15 protein-coding genes are annotated in these 16413 nt (G+C 70.1%); 7 read left to right on the forward strand and 8 right to left on the reverse strand.

The window, feature by feature from the left end; translation table 11 throughout:
• Nucleotides 1-6: 6 nt before the first annotated feature.
• Complete coding sequence (locus VJR25_RS06095; protein WP_324113593.1) at nucleotides 7-552, forward strand: GNAT family N-acetyltransferase; 546 nt, start codon at nucleotides 7-9, stop codon at nucleotides 550-552.
• Nucleotides 553-586: 34 nt separating this feature from the next.
• Here VJR25_RS06095 and VJR25_RS06100 read toward each other — a convergent pair whose 3' ends face one another.
• Nucleotides 587-2629: a VWA domain-containing protein gene (locus tag VJR25_RS06100; protein WP_324113595.1), complete on the reverse strand. Its 2043-nt coding sequence runs from the start codon at nucleotides 2627-2629 to the stop codon at nucleotides 587-589.
• A gap of 12 nt (nucleotides 2630-2641) precedes the next feature.
• A complete protein-coding gene (locus tag VJR25_RS06105) occupies nucleotides 2642-4033 on the reverse strand; it encodes a sigma 54-interacting transcriptional regulator (RefSeq protein ID WP_324113597.1) in 1392 nt (463 codons plus the stop codon).
• A gap of 129 nt (nucleotides 4034-4162) precedes the next feature.
• Between VJR25_RS06105 and VJR25_RS06110 the strand changes: the two genes are divergently transcribed.
• A complete protein-coding gene (locus tag VJR25_RS06110) occupies nucleotides 4163-4615 on the forward strand; it encodes a hypothetical protein (protein WP_324113599.1) in 453 nt (150 codons plus the stop codon).
• 90 nt (nucleotides 4616-4705) lie between these two features.
• On the opposite strand, the gene VJR25_RS06115 is transcribed toward VJR25_RS06110, so the two are convergent.
• From VJR25_RS06115 to VJR25_RS06140, 6 genes are all read right to left on the reverse strand, one after another.
• The gene (locus VJR25_RS06115) at nucleotides 4706-5224 is read right to left on the reverse strand and encodes a hypothetical protein (RefSeq protein WP_324113601.1); all 519 of its coding nucleotides are present in this window, start codon (nucleotides 5222-5224) and stop codon (nucleotides 4706-4708) included.
• Between the two features lie 143 nt (nucleotides 5225-5367).
• The gene (locus VJR25_RS06120) at nucleotides 5368-6498 is read right to left on the reverse strand and encodes an FAD-binding oxidoreductase (RefSeq protein ID WP_324113603.1); all 1131 of its coding nucleotides are present in this window, start codon (nucleotides 6496-6498) and stop codon (nucleotides 5368-5370) included.
• A gap of 36 nt (nucleotides 6499-6534) precedes the next feature.
• Nucleotides 6535-7572 carry a Gfo/Idh/MocA family protein gene (locus VJR25_RS06125; protein ID WP_324113605.1) on the reverse strand — a complete coding sequence of 346 codons (1038 nt, stop codon included), beginning with the start codon at nucleotides 7570-7572 and terminating at the stop codon, nucleotides 6535-6537.
• Nucleotides 7572-8342, reverse strand: coding sequence for an amino acid ABC transporter ATP-binding protein (locus VJR25_RS06130; protein WP_324113607.1), 771 nt, complete (start codon nucleotides 8340-8342; stop codon nucleotides 7572-7574). The genes VJR25_RS06125 and VJR25_RS06130 overlap by 1 nt, the downstream gene beginning before the upstream one ends.
• Nucleotides 8339-9115 carry an amino acid ABC transporter permease gene (locus VJR25_RS06135; RefSeq protein ID WP_324113609.1) on the reverse strand — a complete coding sequence of 259 codons (777 nt, stop codon included), beginning with the start codon at nucleotides 9113-9115 and terminating at the stop codon, nucleotides 8339-8341. Before VJR25_RS06135 ends, VJR25_RS06130 begins: the two co-directional genes overlap by 4 nt.
• Nucleotides 9116-9184: 69 nt before the next feature.
• Nucleotides 9185-10054 carry an ABC transporter substrate-binding protein gene (locus VJR25_RS06140; protein ID WP_324113622.1) on the reverse strand — a complete coding sequence of 290 codons (870 nt, stop codon included), beginning with the start codon at nucleotides 10052-10054 and terminating at the stop codon, nucleotides 9185-9187.
• Between the two features lie 167 nt (nucleotides 10055-10221).
• On the opposite strand from VJR25_RS06140, the gene VJR25_RS06145 reads away from it, so the two are divergent.
• The 5 genes from VJR25_RS06145 to VJR25_RS06165 all read left to right on the forward strand — a co-directional run.
• Nucleotides 10222-11289: a LacI family DNA-binding transcriptional regulator gene (locus tag VJR25_RS06145; RefSeq protein WP_324113611.1), complete on the forward strand. Its 1068-nt coding sequence runs from the start codon at nucleotides 10222-10224 to the stop codon at nucleotides 11287-11289.
• 72 nt (nucleotides 11290-11361) lie between these two features.
• Nucleotides 11362-12237 (forward strand): LysR family transcriptional regulator, encoded by an 876-nt coding sequence (locus tag VJR25_RS06150; RefSeq protein ID WP_324113613.1) that lies wholly within the window; start codon nucleotides 11362-11364, stop codon nucleotides 12235-12237.
• Nucleotides 12238-12373: 136 nt separating this feature from the next.
• On the forward strand, nucleotides 12374-13879 hold the full coding sequence (locus VJR25_RS06155; RefSeq protein ID WP_324113615.1) for an aldehyde dehydrogenase family protein: 1506 nt from the start codon (nucleotides 12374-12376) through the stop codon (nucleotides 13877-13879).
• Between the two features lie 14 nt (nucleotides 13880-13893).
• Entirely contained in the window at nucleotides 13894-15501 is a 1608-nt protein-coding gene (mdlC, locus tag VJR25_RS06160) for a benzoylformate decarboxylase (protein WP_324113617.1), read from the forward strand.
• A gap of 95 nt (nucleotides 15502-15596) precedes the next feature.
• On the forward strand, nucleotides 15597-16413 hold an 817-nt coding region (locus VJR25_RS06165; RefSeq protein ID WP_324113620.1), incomplete at its 3' end, for a 2-dehydropantoate 2-reductase.

The raw sequence follows: 16413 nt of genomic DNA on the forward strand, positions 1-16413 counted from the left end.
AAGGACATGCCCGAGATCGCCGTGCGCGCCGTGCGCCCCGGCGAGTGGCGGCAGCTGCGCGACTTCCGTCTCGAGGCCCTGCAGGACCCGGACGCGGGCGTCGCGTTCCTGACGAGGTACGAGGTCGCCGCGGCCCAGCCCGACGAGCTCTGGCAGCAGCGGGCCCTGGACGGGTCCGAGGACGCCGGCCGTCGCCCGCGCCAGCGCGCGCTCGTCGCCGTCGACGGGGACAGCTGGGTCGGCGGACTGACCGTCATCATCCGGCGGATCGGCGACAGGGGCCTCTCCGGACACGTCGTGACGGCGCGCCAGGCGGAGGTCGTCGGCGTCTACGTCGCTCCACGAGCCCGCGGAGGCGGTGCGGTGCAGGCGCTTCTCGACGCCGCCGCCGCATGGACGGCCGGGCAGAACCTGGCCGAGCTCCAGCTGTTCGTGCACGAGGCGAACGCCCGTGCGCGACGGGCGTACGAGAAGGCGGGCTTCACGCTGACCGGCGACTCGGTGGTGCTGTCGGCCGGTCGCGAGCTGCGGATGGCCCGCACCGTGGCCTGACCGGCCGCGCGGCTGCCCCGCGGATCCCCGGCCGCTACCACCACCACGATCTGCCGCGCAGCAGCTCGTGGAAGTCCTCGGGCGGCCCGTGCCACGTGTCGCGCGACGTCAGATAGCTGTCCACGACCGCGCGCCCGAGGTCCGCGAGTTCGGGGGCGACCACGTGTCCTCCGGCGCGGTGGGCGAGGGCGTCGATGAACCGTGCGAGCCCCGGGTCGTCGCCGAGACGGAAGAAGGTCGTCTGCACGCCGAGCCGCTGCACCGCGTCGAGTTCGCGCACGGTGACCGCCACGGTGCGCGGGTCGGGCGGGTAGGCGAAGAACACGTCGCCGTCCGGGTCGAGGTGCGCGGTCGGCTCGCCGTCGGTGACGATGAGCAGCACGGGCTGCGCGGCGGGATGGCGACGGAAGTAGCGCTCGGCCAGCAGCAGGGCGTGGTGGAGGTTCGTGCCCTTGTCCCAGACGGCGTCCTTCGCGGTCAGCTGCTCGATGTCCATCACCTCCGCGTAGCGCGAGAACGCGATCAGCTGCAGGCTGTCGCCCCGGAAGCGGCTCGAGATGAGGTGGTGCAGGGCGAGGGCGGTGCGCTTCATCGGCACCCACCGGTCATCCAGCGCCATCGAGAACGACGTGTCCACCAGCAGCGCGACGGCGGCCTGGGTGCGCTGCTCCGTCTCGACCACCTCGACGTCGCCTGTGCTCAGCCGCACGCCCGCCGACGCGTCGCCTCCGTCGGCGACCGTGCGCAGCACGGCGTTCGACACCGTGCGCGGGATGTCCCACGGCTCGGTGTCGCCGTACTCCCATGCCCGGGTGGAGCCGGTCCGGTCCCCTGCCGCCCCGGCCTGGCGGGTCTCGCGGCGCCCCAGGCGCCCGGACTGCCGGGTCGCGACGTCGCGCAGCAGGGCGCGGCCCAGCTGGCGCATCGCGCGCGGGGTGAGCCGCAGGGCGCCGTCGGATGCGCGGTGCAGCATCCCGGTGTCTTTGAGCTGCTGCTCGAGCTCGCGCAGGGTGCGGGCGGCGACGGCGGCGTCCTCGCCGACGAGCCGGGTCAGCGCGTCGAGATCGATGTCGTCCATCCGGGCGCCGGGATACGACTGGCCGAGCTGGTCGGTGAGAGAGTCCAGATCCGCCAGGTCTTGCATGACGCCGGTCGCCTCGCCGAGGCCGGTCGGCTCGTCTCCCGAGAAGGATGCCGACCCCGACCAGTCCTCTCCGGGGCGAAGCGTGCGCAGATTGTCATCCAGACGCGCCAGCGACTGCATGAGCTCCGGCGAGCCGAACGCCTGGGCGGCGAGGTCCAGCAGCTCGTCGCGCTGCTCGGGGGTCATCGAGTTGAGCAGTCGCTGGGCCGCGGCCGACCGCTCGGCGAGCGCGTCCATCAGCTCGTCGAGGTTGCGGGGGCGCTCGGGGAACTGGTCGCCGTGCTTGCGCATGAACTCGTCGAAGTCCTGCGGCGTGTCCTCACCCCGCCGGCGCTTGTCGAGCAGGTCGTTGAGGTCGGCGAGCATGTCGCGGATGGCCTGCCGGTCGGCATCCGTCGCGTTCTCGAGCGCGCTCTTCATGCCGGCGAAACGCTGGTCGAGCAGCTCGCGGCCGAGGAGCTCCCGGATGCGGTCGTAGTCGGCCCGGGCGGAGGGACTGCGCCATTCGTAGTCGGCGAGCTCATTGACCGCGGCGGCCGTGCTCGTGGGCAGGTTCTCGAGCCGCATCTCCGCGAACGCGCGGACGTCGTCATCGAGCCGCACGTCGCGGACCAGCTGCTTCCGCTCCTCGAGCACCGCGTGGTCGAGCAGTCGGCGGATCTCCTCGAGCGTGCCGTCGAGCCGGTGCCGCCGCAGCAGTTCGGACCGGCGCTGCTGAACGCGCTGCACGAGGTCGTCGAGCCCCTGCCGCCCGCGACCGCCGCGGCGCAGATACTCCCGCATGGCGCGCTCGGCCGACGTTCCCGCCATGACGTCCGCGCCGATCGCCTCGAGCGCCTCCTGCACCGGAACCGGGGGTGCGAGGGGGTCGCCGCCGGAGTACTCGCCGTACCGCGCGGTGTGCGCGGGCACGCGGTGGAAGCTGCGGACCATCAGTGCATCGCCTCATCCATAGACCGTCTCCCCCGCCGCGCTGTCCTTGCCGATCCGGCGTTCGAGGTACAGCGATTCCAAAAGCAGCTCCACCGCCCCGGCCCGCTCGCCCGGGGTCTGCGCGTCGAGCCGTTCGGCCACCTGGTCGTAGAGGTCGGACTCTCCGAGCAGCGGCAGCGCGGCGAGGACGTCGGACGCCGGCACCTGCTCGCCGGTCATCACCGTGACGCCGTCGTGGAGGGCGTCGACGAGCACGCGTGCGTCGAGTCCGCGCAGATGAGCGCGGGCCGTATCGGCGACCGCCGTGCGCAGCAGGTGCTCGAGGATGGCGCGCTCACGGCCCTCCTCGCCCGTCTCGAACTCGATCTTGCCGCCGAGCACGTCCACGGCGGTCTCCAGGTCGACCGGCCGCGCCACGGCCACCGGTTCGTGGCGGCGGGTCGCCCGGTGCAGGGCTGCCGCGGCGATCGTCTCGGCGCCGGCGATGGCGAAACGCGCGGACACGCCGGCCCGCTGGTCGACGGCATCCGACTCGCGCAGATTGCGGGTGAAGCGCGCGAGGATCTCGAGCAGATGCTCGGGCACGTCGGCCACGAGGTCGGCCTCCTGCCGGATGACGGCGATCTCGTCGTCGATCTCCTGCGGGTAGTGGGTGCGTATCTCCGCCCCGAAGCGGTCCTGGAGCGGCGTGATGATGCGGCCGCGGTTGGTGTAGTCCTCGGGGTTGGCGGTGGCGACCACGAGCACGTCCAGGTCGAGCCGCAGCAGATAGCCGCGGATCTGGATGTCGCGCTCCTCCATGACGTTCAGCAGCGACACCTGGATACGCTCGGCGAGGTCGGGCAGCTCGTTGATCGCGACGATGCCGCGGTGGCTGCGAGGCACCAGCCCGTAGTGGATGGTCTCGGGGTCACCGAGCGAGCGGCCCTCGGCCACCCGGATCGGGTCGACGTCGCCGATGAGGTCCGCGACCGAGGTGTCGGGGGTGGCGAGCTTCTCGGCGTAGCGCTCGGACCGATGACGCCAGGCGACGGGAAGGTCCTCGCCCAGCTCGGCGGCCCGCCGCAGCGAGGCCGGCGTGATGGGGTGGAACGGATGCTCCCCGAGCTCCGAGCCTTCGATGACCGGCGACCACTCGTCGAGGAGGCCGACGAGGCTGCGCAGCAGCCGCGTCTTGCCCTGCCCGCGCTCGCCCAGCAGCACGATGTCGTGGCCGGCGAGGAGCGCCCGCTCGAGCTGCGGGATGACGGTGGTCTCGAACCCGTGGATGCCGGGCCACGGGTCGCGCCCGTCGGCGAGCGCGGCGAGCAGGTTCTCGCGGAGCTCGACGCGCAGCGGACGGTGGGTGTGCCCCGACGCCCGCAGCTGTCCGGTCGTGGTGATCGCAGGACGCGGCGTTGTCATGACGAGAGCGTAGGCCCGGCGCGGGGGCACGCGGGCCGGATTCGCGACCGGAGTGGGAAGATGGCCCTGCGACGCCCGCCTTCCGGCGGTCGCCGGAACCCTGACGGACCCGAGCACGAGGGAGCGACCATGGACGGCGACGACAAGGACTCGGTGCGCACGGCGATGCGAGCCCATGTGCTGCGGGCCGGGCGCGCGACGGCCGGCGACGAGCGCACCGACGAGCACGCGGCGGAGCTCGACCCGGGCGCGCAGTACACCGTCGACGACCTGTCGCAGTCGGATGACGCCGGCGCCTTCGTCGCCCTCGACGGCGAGGTGCTGGCGGCGCAGTCCGCGACGGTCGCCGCGATCGATGCGCTCGATTTCGGGCCGATGAGGGTGGTCGGCCCGGGCGCGATCGTCGAGTTCGACGGCGAGCGCTACGTCATCGGGGCGGCGGTGAGCGAGTTCACGGCGCAGGGGGTCTCGTACTCGGGCATCTCGACCGATGCCCCCATCTATGCCGCGATCGCGGGCCTGCACGCGGGTGACGAGTTCAGCTTCCGAGGGGTGACGTACCACATCGACGCCGTGCGGTGAACGGCGGAGTGCTCCTCGCTCCGCCGATCCGTCACGATCGACGCCCTGACGGGGCCGAACGTGACGGATCGGGTCACCGCGCTCCCCGGCCTACGGCAAATTGCAGGTGAACCACATCTTGTCGAACGACACCACCGGCTGCTGAGAGACGGCGTTCCACGTGACGTGGGCGACTTCATGTCCCGTCTCGGAGTACATCGCGCCGGTGACCGGGTCGGTCGCCGACAGCGTGAACGTCGCGGTGAAGGTGTTGTTCGCGTTCCTCTCGTTCATGTTGACGTTGCCCCAGACGGTGATGCGCCCGGACCACGTCAGGCCGTTGATGACCGCGGTGGCCGTGCCCGTCTCCGTGAAGGTGCCCCACACCTCGTCCCCGCCCGGGAACCAGGTCATGTGCGACACCGCGTTGCCGGTGATCGTCGGGTCGATGGACTGGCCCGTGCAGAAGTCGGTGTCCCCCGTTTCGGTCCAGGTGCCGTGCTGGGTGAAGGTCTGGGTCATCGTGTGACCCGTGCCTCCGGCGGCGGCGTACGCCGCCGGACCGGCCACTCCCATCCCCAGCATGAGAGCGGCCGAAGCCGCGATCAGCGCGAATCTGCGCATGCGCATAGCTGTCCTCCTCCGGGCGGCCGGCTGGAAGTCCCCAGGCTTCCGTTCGGGTTCCGGCGGCCCTGGCGTAGCGGATCCTACGCCGGGCCGTGTCCCGCCGCCAGGGGTTCGTGACGACTGAATGTGCCGTCGGTCACATGCGCTCAGGCCGGCACGGAGGCGAACCGTCCCGGGCGGAAGGATGCCATCAGCGGGGAGACGAACCCGGTGGCGATCTCATCGGCGAGAAGCTCACCGGTGAGGAGCCCCTGCGTGGCGCCGCTGTGACTGAACGCGATGTACAGCCCCGGGATCTCGTCGAGTTGCCCGTAGACGGGCTCGCCGTCGGCGGGCACCGGCTTGTACCCGGATCCGATCCGGTCGAGTTCCAGCACGGGGTGTCCGGCGAGAACGCGACGGCCCTCCTCGAGGAGCTCTCGCACGACGTCGTCGTGGATGACGAGTGAGCCGTCGGCGGCCACCTCGATGGATTCCTCCGACCACGCCGAGTCCATCGCGAAGCCGCCGTCCACGGTGCGTCGCACCGCGACGCGCGGGGTGTTCAGGGTCGTCGTGAGGGCGCTGTCCGCAGGCTTGGTGAAGGCGACGAATGCGGGCGGACTGGCCGTGCCGATCTCGACGCCCAGCTCGGCGAGCTGGTGCGGCACGGCAGGCCCGGTCGCGAGCAGCACCGCGTCCGCCGCGATCCGCTCCCCCGATGCGAGCCGGATGCCGGTCGCACGGCCGTCGTCGACCGTCGGCGACGCCGGCCCGGCGTTCTCAACGATCGTCCCGCCGAGGGCCGCGATCTCCGCGGCGAGCAGCGCGATCACCGACGGCAGGTTCACCCAGCCCTCGCCCGGATTGAAGATCGCCCCTTCGGCTGCGACGGCCGCGGCATCCACCCCCGGCGCGAACTCCGGGATCTGCTCCCGGGACAGCCAGAGCGCGTCGTAACCCCGCTCCCGTTCGCTGACGAACAGGTCCCGCAGCGACTCGTCCTCGGCGGCCCACATGAGCCCGCCGGTGAAGCGCAGGTACTCCTGCGAGCCCTCGTGCCGCGCGGCCCACGTCCGCCAGCGGTCGATACCGGCGACCCGGATCGCATAGTACGGCTGCGGCCAGTTCCATGCCGAGTTCAGCCAGGCCAGCGACCGCCCCGATGCACCGCCGGCGAGCGCGCCGTCGGTCACCAGGGTCACGCGGATGCCCCTTCTCGCGAGCTGTGCGGCGGTCGACGTGCCGAAGATGCCGCCTCCGAGGATCGCGACGTGGTCGGGCAGGTGGTTGGTCATCTCTTCTTCTTCTCCTCTGAATCGTTCGCCGCCGCCTCAGCGGCTGGTCTCGGCGTGGATGCGCTCGATGAGCTCGAGGCCCGCCACGGCGTCGGCCGGGTCGACCGGCACGTCGCCGCCGCGCAGGATCGCGTCGGCGAGCAGGCGGTAGAACGCGCCGTAGTCGCCGCGCTCGGTGGGGACGAGGGCGGGTGCGTCGTCCGTTCCGGCGGTCCCCCAGCGGCTCTCGTCGGTGAGCCCGTACGCAGGATCGTCCGGTGAGGTGCCGGCGGCCAGCGCCGCCTCCTGTCCGTCCAGCCCCCGCACCGTGTAACCGCCTCGGGACCCGAGCACGTGGAACCGCGGGCCGGATTGCGCCGCCATCGAACTGACCCACAGGTGGGAGATCGGCCCGGAGGCATGACGCAGCGCGATGAAGGCGTCGTCCTCCGCCGGGGCGCCGGGTCGGCGCACGGCGAGTTCGGCGTACACGTCGTCGACCGGGCCGAACAGCTGGAGCGCCTGATCGATCACGTGCGGTCCGAGGTCGTACAGGATGCCGCCGCCGGCCGCGACGGCGGCGCCGGTCTTCCACGACTCTCGGGGCTCGGGCTTGAACCATTCGAACCGGGACTCGAAGCGGGCCACCGCGCCGAGCGCTCCCTCGCGGACGAGTCGGCGCACGGTCAGATAGTCGCCGTCCCAGCGCCGATTGTGGAACACCGTCAGGCGGCGTCCGAGCTGCGCCGCGTGCGCTGCCAGCGTGCGCCCTTCGGCGGATGTCACGGTGAAAGGCTTGTCGACGACGACGTCCAGTCCGGCATCCAGCGCAGCAGTGGCGAGCGGCGCGTGGGTCGCGGGCGGTGAGCCGAGCACCACGAGGTCGAACTCGGCCGCCCGCTCGAGTACCGCATCCATCGAGGGCGCCACGTCGGCGGCGGGATGCAGGCGGCGCGCCTCAGCCGCCCGGGCCGGGTCGCCGGTGACGATCGCGTCGAGCGAATAGTCCGGGGATGCCGCCAGGAACGGCGCGTGGAAGACGCGGCCCGAGACGCCGAATCCCACGACCGCCGCGCGGATCGGGGCCGATGCCATCACAGCACCTCCGACAGGAAGCGCTGCAGGCGGGGGCTCCGCGGGTCGTCGAACACGTCGGCGGGCTCGCCGTACTCCACGACCTTGCCTTCGTCCATGAAGACCACCTGGTCGGCGACCTTGCGGGCGAATCCCATCTCGTGCGTCACGACGAGCATGGTCATGCCGCGTCGCGCGAGGCCGGCCATGAGATCGAGCACGCCCTTGACGAGTTCGGGGTCGAGAGCGCTGGTCGCCTCGTCGAACAGCATCACCTCGGGCTCCATCGCGAGCGCGCGCGCGATCGCGACGCGCTGCTGCTGACCGCCGGACAGGTCACGCGGGCGGTGGTCGGCGCGTTCGGCGAGGCCGACCTCCGTGAGACGTTCCAGAGCGACCCGGCGCGCCTCCGCCTTGCCGAGCTTCTTGACGTTGCGCAGGGCCAGCGCGACATTGTCCAGGGCGGTGTGGTCCGGGAACAGGTTGAAGTGCTGGAAGACGAGGCCGATGCGACGCCGGACGGTGTCGGGCTTGAGCTTGAGGATGCTCTCCCCACCCAGCAGCACGTCGCCGCTCCTGGGTTCGTGGAGCCGATTGACGCCGCGCAGCAGCGTGGACTTGCCGGATCCGGACGGGCCGATGATGCACGTCGTGGTTCCCGGGGCGACGTCGATGGAGACCTGCCGGAGCACGTCGATGTCGCCGTACGCCATCGTCATCTCGCGCAGCTGGAGGCTGGAGCCCGCGTAGTGGCGGTCGCCGGCGACCGGCACGGGGGACGTGTACGTCATGAGTTCTCTCCGTGGATGAGGGTGAGGTCCTCGACCTCGTCGAGGCCGCTTTTCGGGGGTGCGGGCTTGCGCCTGCCGGTTCGGAAGCGGTTGTCGAAGTAGTTGACGAGGTGGGTGAGCGGAACCGTGATCACCAGGTAGAACAGGCCGGCCAGCACGAGCGGCGACAGGTTGCCGGTCAGCACAGCGGCATCCTGCCCGACCCGGAACAGTTCGCGTTCCCCGACGAGCAGGCCGAGGAAGTACACGAGGCTCGAGTCCTTCACGATCGCGATGAACTGGTTGACGAGGGCCGGCAGCACCCGCCGCACGCCCTGCGGCACCACGACCAGGCGCATCGCCGATCCGTAGCCCATGCCGAGGGCACGGCACGCTTCGAGCTGTCCGCGGTCGACGCTCTGGATGCCGGCCCGGAAGATCTCGCCGATGTAGGCGGAGGCGATGAGACTCAGCGCCAGGATGCCGAGCGGGTACGGCGACGGACCGAACAGCTGCTGGCTGAACCGCGCGAACCCCTGCCCGATGAGCAGGATGGTGAGGATGGCGGGCAGTCCTCGGAAGATGTCGGTGTAGACCCGGGCCGGGTAGCGCAGCCACCGCGTCTTCGAGATGCCCATGATCGCGACGACCATGCCCAGGACGATCCCGATCACGGTGGCCCACAGCGAGATGATCAGCGTGTTGACCAGTCCGATCTTCAGCAACTGGGGGAAGACCTGCGCCATCGCCCCGAAGTCGAAGAACGTCTTGATGATGTTGTTCAGCCAGTCCATGAAGTGCTCCCTTCGCGAGCGGGCGGGCAGGAACGGACGGGTCGCCGTCCCTGCCGCGCCATGTCTCGGTCAGCCGTTCGCCGGCGCCGGGGTCGGCGACGCGGTGCGCTGGCTCGCCGGCAGGTATTGGGCGGGCATCGGAGACCCCGGGAACCACTTCTGGTAGAGCTTCTCCCAGGTTCCGTCGTCCATCGCGGCGCGAAGAGCCTTGTCCAGCGCCTCGCGGAACTTCGTCTTGCCCTTCGCGATCGCGAACCCCGCGGGGGCGTCGAAGGAGGGGATGTTGATGGCGTTGATCAGCCCGAACTGCTTCGCGTAGGTCTTCGCCGCCTCGTAGTCGAGGAAGTGCGCGTCGATCGTGCCGCTGTTGACGGCCGCGATCGCGCTGTTGTTGTCGGGGAAGCGCACGAGCTGCGTCTTCGGGAAGTGCTTCTCGGCGTACTGCTCCTGCAGCGTCCCCTGCACCACGCCGAGACGCTTGCCGGCGAGATCCGCCACGGTCTTGATCCCGGACTTCTTCGTGGTCATGACGGTGAGGTACCCGGCCAGATATCCGTCCGAGAAGTCGACCGTCTTCTTGCGGTCAGGCGTGATGCCGATCGCGGCCACGCCGACGTCGAACTGGCCGTTGGCGACGGCGGCGAGAAGACCGGAGAAGTCCTGACCGGTGAAGACGACGTCGTGGATGCCGATGCGCCCGGCCACGTTCTTGAACAGCTGGACGTCGAAGCCGGTGAAGTCCCCGTTGGCATCGGTGAACGTATAGGGCTTGGCATCGCCGAGGCTCGCGACGCGGATCTGACCGGGCGTGATCAGCCCGTAGGGATTCGCGTCGGCGGACGGGGAGGACGGCGACGCGCTCGAGGAGCAGGCTGCGAGTGAGACGGCCGCGGTGGCGGCGATCGTCGCGATCGCCAGCCGGCGGAGCGTGGAACGGATGGACACGGTGTACCTCTTCGTTGATGATCCGAGTGGATGCCTGGTTGTGAGAGACCGGTCTCAGCGTTAGGATTGAGACCGGTCTCAGCGGGTCTGGAAGGACGATACCCCGAATCCCGTTCGACCGTCAACAGATAATCTTCGAGAAGTGCCAGACGGGAGATCAGGTGGGCAAAGCGTCGACGGTGCGCCGCGAGGTCACGGTAGGAGATGTCGCACGCGAAGCGAACGTCTCGAAGGCGACGGCGGCGCGCGCGCTCGGCGACTACGGCGCGGTGAGCGACGACATGCGCGAGCGCGTCCACAGCGCGGCCGAGCGTCTCGGCTACCGGCCCAACGAGTTGGCTCGGACGATGTCGACGGGTCGCTCCCACACCATCGGGATGATCGTCGGCGACATCCAGAACCCGTTCTTCGCCCAGGCGACGCGCGGGGCCGCGGACGTGATCAACGCGGCCGGATTCGACCTGATCCTGTCGAACTCCGATGAGACCGCCCACTCGGAGCGCAAGGCGATCAGCGTGCAGCTCGCGAAGCAGGTGGACGGCCTCCTGGTGGCCCCGGCATCCTCTCTCGACGCCTCGTCTCTCGCCGCCGTCACCGAGGCCGGACGCCCCCTCGTGCTGTTCGACCGCACGGTCGCCGATCTCGCGGTCGACGCCGTGATCGCATCGAACCGCACCGGTGCGTTCGAACTCACCCGGCTTCTGACCTCCGCGGGCCATCGACGGATCGCGTTCCTCTCGACCCTGCAGCACGACGGCGACTACCGCCCGGGCGAGGTCCTGTTGAGCTCGTCCGTGGCGGATCGCGTCGCGGGGTTCGAGAAGGCGATCGCACTGGCGGGCGCCGAGGGAACCGCGATCATCCGGCTGGGTGCGCCGCGCGACGACGTCGAGCGGGTCGCCGCGGAGCTGCTGACGGGCTCGGAACCGGCCACCGCGATCGTCGCCTCGGACAGCCTCATCGCCCTCAGCGTCTACCGGGTCGCGCAGTCCCTCGGCCTGCAGATCCCTCGCGACCTCTCCCTGGTGACCTTCGACGACGCCGACTGGACCGCTCTGGCCGGCCCCGGGATCACGGTGATAGCCCAGCCGATCCACGCGATCGGCGCCGAAGCCGCCCGCATCCTGCTGCGGCGCATCGCGGGCGACGGATCCGAGCCGGTGCTGCGCGTTCTGGATCAGACGCTCATCGAACGAGGCTCGGTGGCCCCGCCGAGGTCGTCGACCTAGCGTCCGCGAGGTCCGGCCCGATCCGCATCTCGGTACGCTCGGCCGGTAGAACGTTCTGGAAGGACGGCCGCCATGGTGGACCTGAACCTCATCCGCGTGTTCGCCGTCATCATCGAAGAAGGCTCGGTGACGGCGGCTGCGGAACGCCTGAAGATGTCCCAGCCGTCCGTGACCCAGGCGCTGAATCGACTGCGTCAGGCGACGGGAGACCAGCTGTTCGAGCGTGAAGGACGGGGGATCACCCCCACCCGCGCGGCGCTCCAGCTCTATGAGGAAGTCGGCCGCCTTCCCGCGATGGCGGACTCGGCCGTCAGCGCACTGCACCGATTCGACCCGATGGCCGCCCGGACCACCTTTCGCATCGCCCTCACCGACCTCGGGCAGACGGTCTTTCTGCCGGGTCTGGTGTCCGGACTGGCCGAGACCGCTCCGCACTGCAGTCTCGACGTCGTGAACCTGAACACGACGACGGCAGTGGACGACCTCGTCTCGGGGCAGCTGGACCTCGCCGTCTCGTCCACCCCCCTTCGAGGGGCGGTCCGGCCCGCAGTGATCCGCTCGGATCACTACTGCTGCGTGTCGGCGAAGGGCCGGTTCGGCGACAGGACGCCGAGCCTCGAAGACCTGACGTCGCTGCCGCGGGTGGTGGTCCGCGACTCGACGGGCCACACGCTCGTCGAGTCCTTGCTCCCACCCCCGGCGGACGGCTCTCTCCACGTCTCGGGGTTCTCCGCCATTCCCGGCGTGCTGGAGGTGTCTCGACTCATCGCGTTCGTCCCGGAAGCCGTCACGAAGGACTGGGCGGCCAGATGGGACTTCGAGGTCCGATCGCTGCCGCCCGATCAGTTCTCCAGCACGGTGCGGGCCCACTCAGCCATCGACGCTCCGACGGCGGCGACCGCCTGGTTCGTGGACTGGGCCGCCGACACGATGCGCCTGGCGCACTAAGCCGTAAATCATAGGCACGGCTTATGCCAGAGGCCAGAACTTATTATTGGACCTGAGTGATCGGAGCGACCTAGCCTCGAAGTGTCTCCTCAAGCAGCGCAGCGATCGGAGACCCTGATCTACGAGAGAGGCTCTCATGACTGCTACGGCGACATCTTCTGAGACCCGCGACATCGCGGGCTCGCTCATCGCCTCCCTGAAGGCGGGAACGTTCATCGGCGGAGTCTGGCGAGACGGATCCTCCGCCCGCCGGCTCGCGGTCACAACCGCTTTCGACGGTACGCCGCTGCGTACGTTCGCGGGCGCATCCACGTCGGACGTCGACGAGGCCTACCGGGCCGCGGAGACGGCGCAGAAGGAGTGGGCCCTCGTCGCCCCCGCCGAGCGGGCGGCCGTCATCTCCCGTGCGGCGGACATCCTGGAGCGACGTCGAGGCGAGATCACCGCGCTGCTGCGCGTGGAGTCCGGCTCCTCGGCGCTGAAGGCGAACATCGAGGTCAGCTCCGCGATCGGCATCACCCGCGAGTCGGCCACGTTCCCGAACCGGGCCCACGGCACCCTGCACCCCTCCGCCTTCCCCGGCAAGGAGAACCGAGTCTACCGGGAGGCCCGCGGCGTCATCGGGGTCATCTCCCCGTGGAACTTCCCCCTGCACCTGTCGATCCGCTCCGTCTCCCCCGCCCTGGCCCTCGGCAACGCGGTCGTGCTCAAGCCGGCCTCGGACACCCCGGTCTCCGGCGGCCTCATCGTCGCGGAGATCTTCGAGGAAGCCGGCCTGCCCGAGGGCCTGCTCTCGGTCGTCCCCGGTGCGGGATCGGAGATCGGCGACCACTTCGTCCAGCACCCGGTCCCCTCGATGATCTCGTTCACGGGGTCCACGCCGATCGGGCAGCGCGTCGGCTCACTGGCCGCTCAGGGTCGGATGAAGAAGGTCGCCCTCGAACTCGGCGGCAATGCCCCGCTCGTGGTCCTGGACGACGCCGACATCGACGGTGCCGTCAACGGCGCCCTCATGGCCAAGTTCCTCCACCAGGGGCAGATCTGCATGGCCGCCAATCGGATCATCGTGGACGAGTCCATCTACGACGAATTCGTCGACCGGTTCGCCGCCCGCGTCGGCGAACTGGCGGTCGGTGACACCGATGACGACGACGTCGTCATCGGCCCGATCATCAACGACGACCAAGCCGAGGCCGTGGCCTCCCTCATCCAGACCGCACGCGACCAGGGCGCCCGCGAGGTCGTCGGAGGAACGCGAGCCGGCCGCCTCTTCGGTCCCCACGTGTTCGCCGACGTCACCGAGGAGATGGACATCGCACAGCACGAGATCTTCGGCCCCGCCGTGGGGATCATCAAGGCCCACGGCGAACAGGACGCTCTGCGAATCGCCAACAACACCGAATTCGGCCTCTCCTCGGCTGTGTTCACCCGAGATGTCGAACGCGGCGTCCGTTTCGCACGCGGTGTCAAGGCCGGCATGACCCACGTCAACGACTCGACCGTCAACGACGAGCCGAACATCATGTTCGGCGGCGAGAAGAATTCCGGGATCGGCCGCTTCAACGGCGATCAGGCCATCGACGACTTCACGACCCTGCACTGGGTCGGGGTCCGCTCGGCCATGGGCCCCATTCCCTTCTGAAAGAGAGACGCAGAGTGTCCACTGACAAGAGCGTCCTGAAGAGCAGCCTGGACGTGTTCCGCGCCCACGGCATGACCACGGTCTTCGGCAACCCGGGATCCAACGAGCTGCCTTTCCTCGCCGGCCTCGACGACGACTTCGACTTCGTCCTCGGCCTGCACGAGCAGGCGGTGGTCGGCATGGCCGAGGGCTATGCCCGCGCGACCGGACGCCCGGCCCTGGTGAACCTCCATGCCGCGTCCGGGACGGGGAACGCCATGGGAGCGCTGACGAATGCCCACTACGGCCACATTCCCATGGTCGTGCTGGCCGGGCAGCAGGTGCGGCGCACGGTCGGCCAGGAGACGATGCTCGCCAGCGTCGACGCCGCCATGCTGCCGATGCCGCTCGTGAAGTACTCGCACGAGCCGCTGGCCGCCTCGGACGTGCCGCGCACCCTGGCCCAGGCCCTCTTCGAGGCCTCCACCCAGCCGTGCGGCCCGGTCTTCGTGTCGGTTCCGCTGGACGACTGGGACGAGGCCGCGCTGGATGACGATCGCCTGCTCGCTGCGCGGTCGGTGACGGCCGCTGGGAATCTCAGCCCCGAACTCGCCCGGGAACTCGCCGCCCTCATCGACGGGGCGCAGCACCTGGCACTTGTCCTCGGTCCCCAGGTCGACGCGGCCGCCGTGACCGACCCCGCGGTCTTCGACGCCGTCGTGGCGCTGGCCGAGAAGGCGGATGCCTCGGTGTACATCGCACCCTCCCCCTCCCGCTGCCCGTTCCCGACCACGCACCCGAACTTCGCGGGCGTGCTGGTGCCGGGCGTCGCCTCGGTGCACGACCGCCTCGCCGGCCACGATGTCGTCCTCGTCCTGGGATCCGCGGTCTTCCGGTACCACCGCTGGGAGCCGAACGCCTACCTCCCCGCCGACACCCAGGTCGTCCAGATCACCCAGGACTCGCGGGAGGCGACGCGAGCACCGTTCGGCCGGTCCATCATCGGCGACGTGGCGAGCGCGACGAAGACGCTCTCCGAGACGGTCGCGGACCGCGGAGCGCGCCGAGGGGCCCCGGGAACCCGTCCCATGCCTCCGGCGAAGACCTCCCCGGGTCGGATGACCGGCACCGAGATCCTCGAAGTGCTCAACGCTCACGCCGACGCCACCGTGGCCTACGTCAACGAGACCACCACCTTGGACCTGGACTACCTCGAGCGGATCGCGATCGACCGGCCCGGCATGTACCACTTCCCCGCCTCGGGCGGCCTGGGATTCGGGCTCCCCGCGGCGGTGGGAATGGCGATCGGCGCCCCGGAGAAGACGATCGTCGCGACCGTGGGCGACGGCTCCGCGAACTACGGGATCACCGCGCTGTACACGGCCGCGCAGAGGCAGACCCGGACGATCTTCGTCATCGTCAACAACTCCGGCTACGGCGCTCTCGCCGCCTTCGCCCAGCGCATGGGAGTGCCGGACGTCCCCGGCCTGCAGCTCGGCGACATCGACTTCGTGGCCCTCGCCGAAGGCTACGGGGTGCCCGCCCGGCGGGCCGAGACCCGCGAGGAGTTCGAACTGGCGTACACGCAGGCGCTGAAGGACGGCGGGCCTGTCCTCATCGACGTGAAGGTCGCCGCCGGCTGAACGCCTGACGGCACCCGTGACGGAACCCGCGCAGCACCTCCCCAGCAAGAGATCGGAGAAACACGATGAAGACCGCGATTGTCGGATCCGGAGCCATGGGACAGCTCTTCGGAGCGCGCATGGCGATGTCCGGGGTCGACGTGGTGTTCCTCGACGCCAACCCGAGGACCGTCGAGGCCTTGAACAGCAAGGGGATCACGCTCCGCACCGACCTCGGCATCGAGCACACCGCTGTGTCCGCCGCCCAGGCTGCTGACATCACCGGCACCTTCGAGCTCTTCGTCGTCTTCACCAAGGGCTTCCACACCCAGTCCGCCGTCGACTCGATCCGACACCTCATGGGCCCCGACAGCTACGGGCTGACGCTGCAGAACGGCCTGGGCAACACGGAGGTCCTGGAACACGCGTTCGGCCGTGATCGGACCCTGCTCGGAATCACCGACTTCCCGGCCGACATGGAAGAGCCGGGAACCATCGCGAGCAGCAGCCAGGGCAAGGTGCGCCTCGGGTCGCTTTCCGAGGTTCCCCGGCTGCACGAGATCGCCGACCTCCTCGACCGGGCCGGTCTGAACGCATCGGTCGCGGAGGACGTGCGCGCACCGATCTGGGAGAAGGTGGCGTTCAACGCCGCGCTCAACACTCTCAGCGCCGTCACCGCAATGTCCGTCGGACAGATCGGGGCTGACGCCCATGCCCGCCGCATCGTCTCGATGGTGCTCGAGGAGACGTTCGCCGTCGCCGAATCGCAGGGGATCGGTCCGTCCCGCCAGCACGTCGACGACGCCCTCGGCAACGCCTTCGCCCACCATGCCGACCACAAGACGTCCATGCTCCTGGACAGGGAGGCCGGCCGCCCTACCGAGGTCGAGAGCATCGGAGGCGCGATCGTCCGCCTCGGCGCCGAGAAGGGGG

The organism is Microbacterium sp. (assembly GCF_035277845.1).
In the GTDB taxonomy this organism is placed as follows: Bacteria; Actinomycetota; Actinomycetes; order Actinomycetales; family Microbacteriaceae; genus Microbacterium.

What these genes read in the sequence shown, in the direction of transcription:
- VJR25_RS06095 (WP_324113593.1), top strand. Translation starts at nt 7, where the DNA reads ATGCCCGAGATCGCCGTGCGCGCCGTGCGCCCCGGCGAGTGGCGGCAG.
- VJR25_RS06100 (WP_324113595.1), bottom strand. Translation starts at nt 2,629, where the DNA reads ATGGTCCGCAGCTTCCACCGCGTGCCCGCGCACACCGCGCGGTACGGC.
- VJR25_RS06105 (WP_324113597.1), bottom strand. Translation starts at nt 4,033, where the DNA reads ATGACAACGCCGCGTCCTGCGATCACCACGACCGGACAGCTGCGGGCG.
- VJR25_RS06110 (WP_324113599.1), top strand. Translation starts at nt 4,163, where the DNA reads ATGGACGGCGACGACAAGGACTCGGTGCGCACGGCGATGCGAGCCCAT.
- VJR25_RS06115 (WP_324113601.1), bottom strand. Translation starts at nt 5,224, where the DNA reads ATGCGCATGCGCAGATTCGCGCTGATCGCGGCTTCGGCCGCTCTCATG.
- VJR25_RS06120 (WP_324113603.1), bottom strand. Translation starts at nt 6,498, where the DNA reads ATGACCAACCACCTGCCCGACCACGTCGCGATCCTCGGAGGCGGCATC.
- VJR25_RS06125 (WP_324113605.1), bottom strand. Translation starts at nt 7,572, where the DNA reads ATGGCATCGGCCCCGATCCGCGCGGCGGTCGTGGGATTCGGCGTCTCG.
- VJR25_RS06130 (WP_324113607.1), bottom strand. Translation starts at nt 8,342, where the DNA reads ATGACGTACACGTCCCCCGTGCCGGTCGCCGGCGACCGCCACTACGCG.
- VJR25_RS06135 (WP_324113609.1), bottom strand. Translation starts at nt 9,115, where the DNA reads ATGGACTGGCTGAACAACATCATCAAGACGTTCTTCGACTTCGGGGCG.
- VJR25_RS06150 (WP_324113613.1), top strand. Translation starts at nt 11,362, where the DNA reads ATGGTGGACCTGAACCTCATCCGCGTGTTCGCCGTCATCATCGAAGAA.
- VJR25_RS06155 (WP_324113615.1), top strand. Translation starts at nt 12,374, where the DNA reads ATGACTGCTACGGCGACATCTTCTGAGACCCGCGACATCGCGGGCTCG.